Source organism: Gammaproteobacteria bacterium (assembly GCA_011682695.1).
In the GTDB taxonomy this organism is placed as follows: domain Bacteria; phylum Actinomycetota; class Acidimicrobiia; order Spongiisociales; family UBA4744; genus BMS3Bbin01.
In genome coordinates this window covers 1-8,511 of record JAACED010000072.1, presented here as the reverse complement: position 1 = coordinate 8,511, position 8,511 = coordinate 1, and the positions used below count along the sequence as shown (strand labels likewise).

Genomic DNA, 8,511 nt, shown 5'->3' with positions numbered 1-8,511 from the left:
GGGGAGGAACCACTCGCTTCGCTCCCTGGGGGGAGGAACCACTCGCTTCGCTCCCTGGGGGGAGGAACCACTCGCTTCGCTCGCTGGGGGGAGAAACCGCTCGCTCCGCTCGCTTGGGGAGGTGTGTTGATTCTGCCGGCAGGGCGAGTGGAAGAAGTGAGAGGCCCGGGGATCCTCGGGCCTCTCGAGCTGCTGGTAGTTCCGTCGTTCTACGGTTCTGAGTGGTATCCCTCGGCCGTTTGCTTGAGCTCCGCGTCCGTCTTGACGGCCGCCGAACCACCGTCACGGTGACACGACTTGCAGGCCCAGTCCAGCGTGATCGCCGAGTTGGCCTCGGAGCCGTCCTCGCTGAATTGGCTGGCGAGGTCGGGATCGATGGCGAACAAGTGTGTTCGGATGTCGCCCGTCCAGGCAGCGGCGTCACCAACCGCGGACTTGTCGATCCGTGGCATGTGACAGTCGATGCAATTGACGAAGCTCGACATGACCGTCGACTTCTGATAGTTGGCCTCGTCCTCGTGGCAGGTTGCGCAGGGGAATTTCGCTGCGTAATCCTCTCCGGCCTGACGGAGGGCGATGACGCCCGTGTGCGGATCGTGGCACGTGACACAGCTGAGGGCCGCATGCTTTGTCTGCAGCAGTTCCTCGCCCTGTTCGTGGTGCTTGATGAATCCTTTGCTGGCGTCGATTGTCAGGGTGGATCCGCGTCGGTGACATGAAGTGCACGCCTGAGAGGACACGTCCACCTTCATCGCAACTCCATACGGATCCGCCACATGGTTACTTCCAGGGCCGTGGCACTCTTCACACTGGATCCCGGGCTCCGCCCAGGTTCCGATGATTCCCTCGAGCCCATCCTGATGGCCTTCGGGTCGGTATCCGGTCGTGTGGCAAGGGCCACAGTCGTAAGCCTTCTGTTCACCCGCGTGGTACGCCACCCAGTTGCCTCCGAGCCCGATGTCCGGGTTCGGGAAGTTGTACTGCGTCGTGGCGTCTGCATGGCCGGTGATGATGTAGCCGTCGAGCCCGATGAAACGGGCCTTCCAGTTGTAGCCACCGATCACGTACGCGATGTCGTTCCAGGTGTACCCCTCGGGGACTTCGGTGACCTCGGTGAACGGGTACGTCGGCGGTTGTCCGTCAACCACCTTGTTCAGCTTGTACGGGTGTCCCGACTTGAGGAACTCTTCGGCGTTGTCCGGGTGGCATCCGGCACACGTCTGGGTCCCCACGTAGTCGGCCCCAACGGTCGTGCCGGCCACTCCGGTTCCGGCAGGTCCGGCAGGTCCGGCAGGTCCGGCAGGTCCTTGGGGACCCGCAGGCCCCGCAGGTCCCACTTCGCCGGCCGGTCCGGCACACGCAGCGAGAATCATTGCGAACACAACTACCAGCAGCAGCAGAACTCGTCTCATGCTCGACCCCTCCTTTCGGCCTTCTAGCTGTAACTGATACTCCCTTGTGGACACGGTATTGGTATAGGGCCAAAGGTCCCATTCATGGTGATGTATCGGAGAGCGCGATCAGATCTGCTGATGGTGGAGAAGCGTGACCATAAAGGTGTGGACGTGGAGCAAGGTATCGGGGGAGGAGCGTCCCCTGTTGAGGGGGGCCGGACGTTGTTCGGGTCCTTCGGATCGGGTTGCGGTGGGCCGACCCGGAGCCGGTCTGTCGGTCTCGGGCGGGTCCCGATAGGCACGTTACGGGCATGTCGTGGTCGCAAAGCGCGGGGTGCAGTGTGACGGTCTGCCCGTCAGCCGATTGCGGCGCCGATGGCCACCAGGATGCCGAATGCCAGGTCGAGACGGGCGACCCCCTTCAGCACGCCGATCAGCGCAGGGCCGGAGGTTTCATGGTGGATCGTGCCGGTCATCGGAATCGCGAGGGGAGCGGTGATGAGCGCGAGTGCCGTCCATGTCGGCGTCCATCCAAGGAGTGCGAACATGCCGATCAGGGCGAACGATCCCCACACGAGCACATCGAAGAAGATCCTCGTGCGGTCTCGCCCCATGATCACCGCAAGGGTGCGTTTGCCGGCGGCAGGATCGGTGTCGATGTCTCTGATGTTGTTCGCCACCAGGATGGCGGTGACCAGGAGCCCCATTGGGATCGCCAACAGCCAGGCGTCCAGCGGCGCCGCACGGTCGTACACGAAGCGGGACACGACGGTCGCGACGAGACCGAAGAACACGAACACGAACACCTCACCGAAGCCTCGGTAGCCGTAGGGTTTCGGCCCGCCGACGTAGCCGAGGGTGGCGAGGATCGAGGCAACCCCGACGATGACGATCACCCACCCTGCGATCGCCAGGAGATACACGCCTGCGGCCGTCGCGACGGCGAACGCCGTCCAGGTTCCAAGCTCCATCGCACGCTCACTGAGCAGGCCGGACGCGACGGCACGCTGCGGGCCGATCCGGTCCTCGTTGTCTGCACCCTTGCGTGCATCCGAGAGGTCGTTGGTGAAGTTCGCTGCCACCTGGATGGCGAGAGCGCCGATCGCCGCGGCGATCAACGGTCCCCATCTGAAGACGCCATCGCCGATGGCGAGTCCCGCGGCGACCGCCACGGGGGCGAGGGCCGCAGGCAGGGTGTGCGGTCGCGATGCCAGGTACCAGGCTCCGGTTCTCGTCGCGGGATCCAGGGTCATCTCAGAAGTGGTAGGGGAAGCGGGACCAATCGGGTGTTCGTTTCTCGAGGAAGGCGTCCCGGCCTTCTTCGGCCTCCGCGGTCCCGTAGGCCAGCCTCGTGGCCTCGCCGGCGAAGAGCTGCTGGCCGACGAGTCCGTCGTCGGGGAGGTTGAACGCGTACTTGAGCATCCGGATGGACGTGGGACTCTTCGCGTTGATCTCGGCCGCCCATTCGAGAGCGACGGGCTCCAGGAGGGCGTGAGGAACCGACGCGTTGATCGCACCCATTGCCGCCGCCTCATCGGCCGAGTAGTTGCGGCCGAGGAAGAAGATCTCGCGTGCCTTCTTCTGTCCGATCTGGCGGGCGAGCAGCGCCGATCCGTATCCACCGTCGAACGAGGCGACGTCGGCATCGGTCTGTTTGAAGATGGCGTGCTCCTTCGACGCGATCGTGAGGTCGCACACGACGTGGAGGCTGTGGCCGCCGCCGACCGCCCATCCGGGCACGACGGCGATGACGATCTTGGGCATGAAGCGGATGAGCCGCTGCACTTCGAGGATGTGCAGTCGTCCGAGACGGGCAGGGTCGATCCCGCCTTCGCCTTCATACTGGTAGCCGTCGGCGCCGCGGATCCGCTGGTCGCCACCCGAGCAGAACGCCCATCCTCCGTCCTTCGGGGACGGCCCGTTGCCTGTGAGCAGCACCGTACCCACGTCGCTGGTCATGCGGGCATGGTCGAGGGCGGTGTAGAGCTCGTCGACGGTGAGCGGCCGGAACGCGTTGCGCACCTCCGGGCGGTCGAACGCGATGCGGACCGTGTTCTGGTCGACGGCCCGGTGATAGGTGATGTCGCTGAATGTGAACCCGTCGACCGGCCTCCATGCGGACGGATCGAACAGCTCCGAGACGCTGTCTGTCATCGAGCCTCCATTGCTGCCCGGTACTGTAGTGAGCGTGAAAGACTGGCCGACCGAACAGGCAGAACGCAACCCCGACGTCCCGTTCCTGATCACAGCGGATCAGACGTTCTCTTACGCACGGGTCAAGCAGATGATGCGTCGTGCCGCGGGTGGGCTCGCTCCGCGGATTCGTCCCGGTCAACTCGTCGGAATCACGGCCTCGTCGGCGGTCGAGACGGTGGTGACGATGCTGGCGATTCCCCGCGCCGGCGGGATCCTCGTTCCGATCAGCCCACGGCTCACACTCGGAGAAGTCGAGGATCTGTGTGACCGGCTGGGTGTCGACCTGCTCCTCACCGACACAATGGAACTCGACGGATCCCCGGTCGAGCCGGCCGGAGCGGACCCAGACGCTCCCTATGCGGTGGTTCCCACGTCGGGGACGACCGGGCACTCGAAGGGGGTCGTGCTGACCCGACGGAACCTCGCCGCGGCAGCCGATGCCTCCGCTGCGTTCTTGGGTCATCGGCGAGGGGACAGGTGGCTCTGCGTGCTTCCGCTCTATCACGTGGGCGGGCTCTCGATCCTCATCCGATCGGCACACGTTGGCGGGACCGTCGTGCTGGAACCAGAGTTCGAACCACGGCGCGCGGCGGCGCTGCTGCACGAAGTCCGGTTCGCGTCGTTCGTGCCGACCATGCTCGCCCGAATCCTCGAACACGCCGAAGGGCCGTTCCCGAGTCTCTCGACGGTGCTCGTGGGAGGCGGTCCGCTCCCCTCGGGATTGCTCGACGATGCCCGAGCGGCCGGAATCCCCGCCGTGCCCACCTACGGCGCCACCGAGACGGCGGCGCAAATCGCCACGGGCCGGCCGGGAGAAGCCACCGTGCGGCCGCTGCCGCTGGTGGATCTGCGCATCACCGACCAGAGCGGAGCGAGCCTCGAGCGGGGAACCGTGGGCGAGATCGTGATCGACGGTCCAATGATCTCGCCGGGATACCGGGGAGCGGAGGCGCGCGTGGGTCCGTATCGCACCGGCGACCTCGGCATGCTCGACGAGGAGGGGAACCTGACGGTGCTCGGGCGCGTTGACGACATGGTCGTGACCGGAGGAGAGAACGTGTACCCGGTCGAGGTCGAACGGGTGCTGCTGGCACATCCGGCCGTGTCCGACGTCGCCGTGTGGGGAGCCGATGATCCCCAGTGGGGCGCCATGCTGCATGCGGCGGTCGTCGCCGACGGGATCGATGAGGACTCCTTGAGCGCGTGGGCGCGGGAGCGGCTCGCCGGGTACAAGGTGCCGAAGGTGTGGCATCTCGTCGACAGCGTGCCGCGCTCTGCGATGGGCAAGGTCGACCGGAGAGCGCTGGAGGGACGATGAGCGAGGAGCCGCTTCGTGTCGCCGAGGACTTCGTGATTCCCGGTGATGAACTGGTGTGGCGCTTCGAGACGACCGGCGGTCCCGGTGGCCAGCACGCCAACCGGTCACGTACGCGTGCCGAGCTCAGCTTCGACCTGGGGGCGTCAGAGGCCGTCGGACCGGAGATGAAACGGCGCATGCTGGCTCGTCTCGGGCGTCGAGCCCACGGCGGCGTGGTCACCGTTGCGGTGGACGAGTCGCGCTCGCAGTGGCGGAACCGGCAGATGGCCAGGCGCAGGCTCGCCGACCTGCTTCGAGACGCGATGACCGAACCCAAGTCACGCAGACCGACCAAGCCGTCCGGCCGGGCCCGGCGCCGCAGGCTCGAGGCCAAGCGGGCCAGGGGAGAGATCAAGCGGCTTCGTCGTCCTCCGGAGGTCGAATGACCGACAGCCACCGGGAGCCGTACGGTGGCAGAGAGAGCTCACCGGCGCCGGTCGGTTCGCCGGTGAGCAGGTCGGTGCCGGGCTGGGGAAGGGGCATCGTCGCCGTGCGGTCGGAGAGGTTCGCCACGACCAGCACGGCGTCGTCGTCATGGGTGAGCACATACGCGAGCAGTGCCGGATCGGCGGGCTGGAGCCATTCGACGTCGCCCCTCCCGAAGGCGGGATGGCGGCGACGCACTGCGATGGTCTTCCTCGTCCAGTTGAGCAGCGACGAGTGGTCGTTGAGGCTCTCGGCGACGTTCAACGTCCGGTAGCCGTATTCGGGATCGTCGATGACAGGCGTGTAGAGCGCAGAAGGGTCGGCGTCGGAGAACCCGGCGTTGGGACCGTCGTCCCACTGCATCGGTGTGCGGAGGCCGTCGCGGTCGGGAAGGTCGAGGTTGTCGCCCATGCCGATCTCGTCGCCGTAGTAGAGAAACGGGGTGCCGGGCAGGCCGAACAGGAGCGAAAGCATCAGGCGTAGTTTGCGTGGGTCGTTGTCGAGCAGGGGGGCGAGGCGCCGGCGAATGCCGATGTTGAGCTTGGCCCTGGGATCTTTGGCGTAGTAGCCGTACATCTCGCAGCGTTCCTGCTCGGTAACCATCTCGAGGGTCAGCTCGTCGTGGTTGCGCACGAAGATTCCCCACTGAGCCGACGGCGGGATCTCGGGAGTGCGATCGAGGATCCATTCGATCGGCGCGCGCTCACCCCGTGCGAGGGCCAGGAACAGGCGGGGCATCAGGGGGAAGTGGTAGTTCATGTGGAGCTCGTCGCCGTCGCCGAAATACGCTGCTGCGTCCTCGGGCCATTGGTTCGCCTCGGCGAGCAGCAGGCGGTCTTTGTAGCGGGAGTCCAGATGTGCGCGGATGGCTTTGAGTTCGGCGTGCGTCTCGGGAAGGTTCTCGCAGTTGGTCCCTTCCCGTTCGTGGAGGTAGGGGACGGCGTCGAGGCGCAGGCCGTCGACACCTATGTCGAGCCAGAAATCCATGATCTCGAGGACCTCGGCCCGCACTGTGGGATTGTCGTAGTTGAGATCGGGCTGATGGGAGAAGAAGCGGTGCCAGTAGTAGGCGCCCGCCACCGGATCCCACGTCCAGTTCGACGTCTCGGAATCGGTGAAGATGATGCGTGCGTTCCGGCAGCGATCCGGCGTGTCGCTCCACACGTAGAAGTCCCGTTCGGCCGATCCGGGGGGTGCATGACGGGCCCGCTGGAACCAGGGGTGCTGATCCGAAGTGTGGTTGACGATCATTTCGGTGATGACCCGCAGGCCCCTTCGGTGGGCTTGGTCGAGGAAGCCGCAAAAGTCCTCGAGCGTTCCGTAGCGGGGATCGACCGCTCTGAAATCGGAGACGTCGTACCCGTCGTCTCGAAGCGGCGACGGGTAGAAGGGCAGTAGCCAGATGGCCGTGATGCCGAGGTCGCAGAGGTAGTCGAGTTTGGAGGTCAGCCCTGCGAAGTCGCCGAACCCGTTGCCGTCCGCGTCTCGAAACGACCGGATGTGGGCCTCGTAGACGATCGCGTCCTTGTACCAGTTCATCCGGTGGAGACTAGGCGACGTTGGAGGCATGGATCTCGGCAAACGCTCCCTATCTCACCGTTCTCGTGACGGTTCGCCGGAATGATCCGGCCCAACCGTCACGAGAACGGGGGCCGCCGACGTGGTCGAGGCGCAGGGCTCCACCTAGGCTGGTGGGCATGACGCTGTACGGTCCGAGACCCGAGATCGAAGTGGCCATCCTCGCCGACGCGGTCCAGGCGGTCGGCGGCAAGCTGTACGTCCTGGGGGGCGGTTGGGACACATTGTTCGCTTCCCGCTTCCCCGCACGGCATCCGAGCCTCGGCATCGGAGTGCGCATCCGGGTGCCGTGGGGTTCGGTCGATGAGGAGTTTCGGCTGTCCGTGGACCTGCTCGACGAGGACGGACACAGTGCGTTCGGGGGCAAGTCGATCATCCAGAAGTTTCGTGCGGGGCGACCTTCGGGGATTCCGGACGGCGCCGACGTGGGGGTCGTTCGTGCGCTCACGATCAATGGGTTGGTCTTCCCGCGCGCCGGTGGCTACTCGTTCGTCGTGTCCATCGACGGTGCCGAGGCGCACCGGATCTCGTTCCGGGTGCGCGAGCGCGACCAAACCTGAGGTTTTCTCGTCAATGCTGGCAGCACCAGTTGCGGCTCCCATTGACGAGACTGGGACTTTGAGGGGAATCGGGTGCCCTAACCTGGCGTGATGAAGCCGATCCTCGACCGTATCGAACGCCAGCCCGTCGTTCGCTTCTGGAAGCGGTTCAGCGCCGCCGGGCCGGGGGTGCTCGCCGCCGCGGTCGCCTACAACCTGTTCTTCGCGCTCGTCCCGGTCGCGGCGGTCCTGCTGATCGTTGCGTCGCTGTTCGGCAAGGACGCCAAGGCCACCGAAGATGCACTGACCGGCCTGCTGCCGGCCGACATGGCCAAAACGGTCGCGCAGGTGCTGAGCAGCGTCGCCGAACTGCTTCCCGAGAGCCGGGGGGCGTTCATCGCGGTCAGCCTCTTCATTGCCGGTTGGTCCGCATCGCGAGGTGTGATCACGCTGATCCGGGTGCTGCGCCAAATCGAGGGCCTCGACGAAGACCGCCCGTGGTGGAAGGTCCGCCTCATCGCCATCGGGCTCACCGTCGGGGGAGCCGTCGTGTTCTCCCTCACGATGGTGCTCATCCCCGTCGGTGGGGTGATCGCCGATCGACTGGAAGAGACGACCGGGATCGGTTGGATCCACATGGTCTGGAGCGCTCTGCGCATCCCGATAGCGGCGCTCGGGATCCTCGTGTTCCTGTGGCTCTTCTTCCGGTACGGGCCCCCGCGCCGGCTTCCCGGGATCGGACTGGCCGCTCCTCTTGCCGCCGGCGGCATCGTCGGGTTCTCACTGGCGTTCCAGGCGTTCATCGACTGGCGGGGCGGTGCGCCGGGAGCAACGTTCGCGGTGTTCACCCTTGCCGTGCTGCTGCTGTGGCTCTACGTGATCGCCTACGTCGTCATCGTGTCTGCGTCTCTTGCCGCGGCGCTTGCCCGCCGGTTCGGCCGATCGACACTGGACCCGGGTACCGACGAAGGCCTCGGCGAAGACCTCGATGGATACGCCGGCGAGTACCCCGGCGAACACG

9 protein-coding genes are annotated in these 8,511 nt (G+C 65.9%); 5 read left to right on the top strand and 4 right to left on the bottom strand.

The features are described from left to right. Positions 1–209: 209 nt before the first annotated feature. The gene (locus GWP04_11130; GenBank protein NIA26104.1) at positions 210–1,262 is read right to left on the bottom strand and encodes a hypothetical protein; all 1,053 of its coding nucleotides are present in this window, start codon (positions 1,260–1,262) and stop codon (positions 210–212) included. Between GWP04_11130 and GWP04_11125 the strand changes: the two genes are divergently transcribed. Continuing rightward, positions 1,252–1,449 carry a hypothetical protein gene (locus GWP04_11125; protein ID NIA26103.1) on the top strand — a complete coding sequence of 66 codons (198 nt, stop codon included), beginning with the start codon at positions 1,252–1,254 and terminating at the stop codon, positions 1,447–1,449. The genes GWP04_11130 and GWP04_11125 overlap by 11 nt on opposite strands. Positions 1,450–1,750: 301 nt before the next feature. Here GWP04_11125 and GWP04_11120 read toward each other — a convergent pair whose 3' ends face one another. Beyond that, on the bottom strand, positions 1,751–2,647 hold the full coding sequence (locus GWP04_11120) for a 1,4-dihydroxy-2-naphthoate polyprenyltransferase (GenBank protein NIA26102.1): 897 nt from the start codon (positions 2,645–2,647) through the stop codon (positions 1,751–1,753). 1 nt (position 2,648) lies between these two features. Then, entirely contained in the window at positions 2,649–3,548 is a 900-nt protein-coding gene (locus GWP04_11115; GenBank protein ID NIA26101.1) for a 1,4-dihydroxy-2-naphthoyl-CoA synthase, read from the bottom strand. Between the two features lie 34 nt (positions 3,549–3,582). Between GWP04_11115 and GWP04_11110 the strand changes: the two genes are divergently transcribed. Further along, positions 3,583–4,908, top strand: a complete 1,326-nt coding sequence (locus GWP04_11110) for an AMP-binding protein (GenBank protein ID NIA26100.1) — start codon at positions 3,583–3,585, stop codon at positions 4,906–4,908. After that, the gene (locus GWP04_11105) at positions 4,905–5,333 is read left to right on the top strand and encodes an aminoacyl-tRNA hydrolase (GenBank protein NIA26099.1); all 429 of its coding nucleotides are present in this window, start codon (positions 4,905–4,907) and stop codon (positions 5,331–5,333) included. The genes GWP04_11110 and GWP04_11105 overlap by 4 nt, the downstream gene beginning before the upstream one ends. Here GWP04_11105 and treS read toward each other — a convergent pair. After that, positions 5,299–6,942, bottom strand: a complete 1,644-nt coding sequence (gene treS / locus GWP04_11100; protein ID NIA26098.1) for a maltose alpha-D-glucosyltransferase — start codon at positions 6,940–6,942, stop codon at positions 5,299–5,301. The genes GWP04_11105 and treS overlap by 35 nt on opposite strands. A 128-nt stretch (positions 6,943–7,070) precedes the next feature. Here treS and GWP04_11095 point away from each other — a divergent pair, with 128 nt between their 5' ends. Further along, positions 7,071–7,511 (top strand): hypothetical protein, encoded by a 441-nt coding sequence (locus tag GWP04_11095; protein ID NIA26097.1) that lies wholly within the window; start codon positions 7,071–7,073, stop codon positions 7,509–7,511. Positions 7,512–7,601: 90 nt separating this feature from the next. Continuing rightward, on the top strand, positions 7,602–8,511 hold a 910-nt coding region (locus tag GWP04_11090), incomplete at its 3' end, for a hypothetical protein (protein NIA26096.1).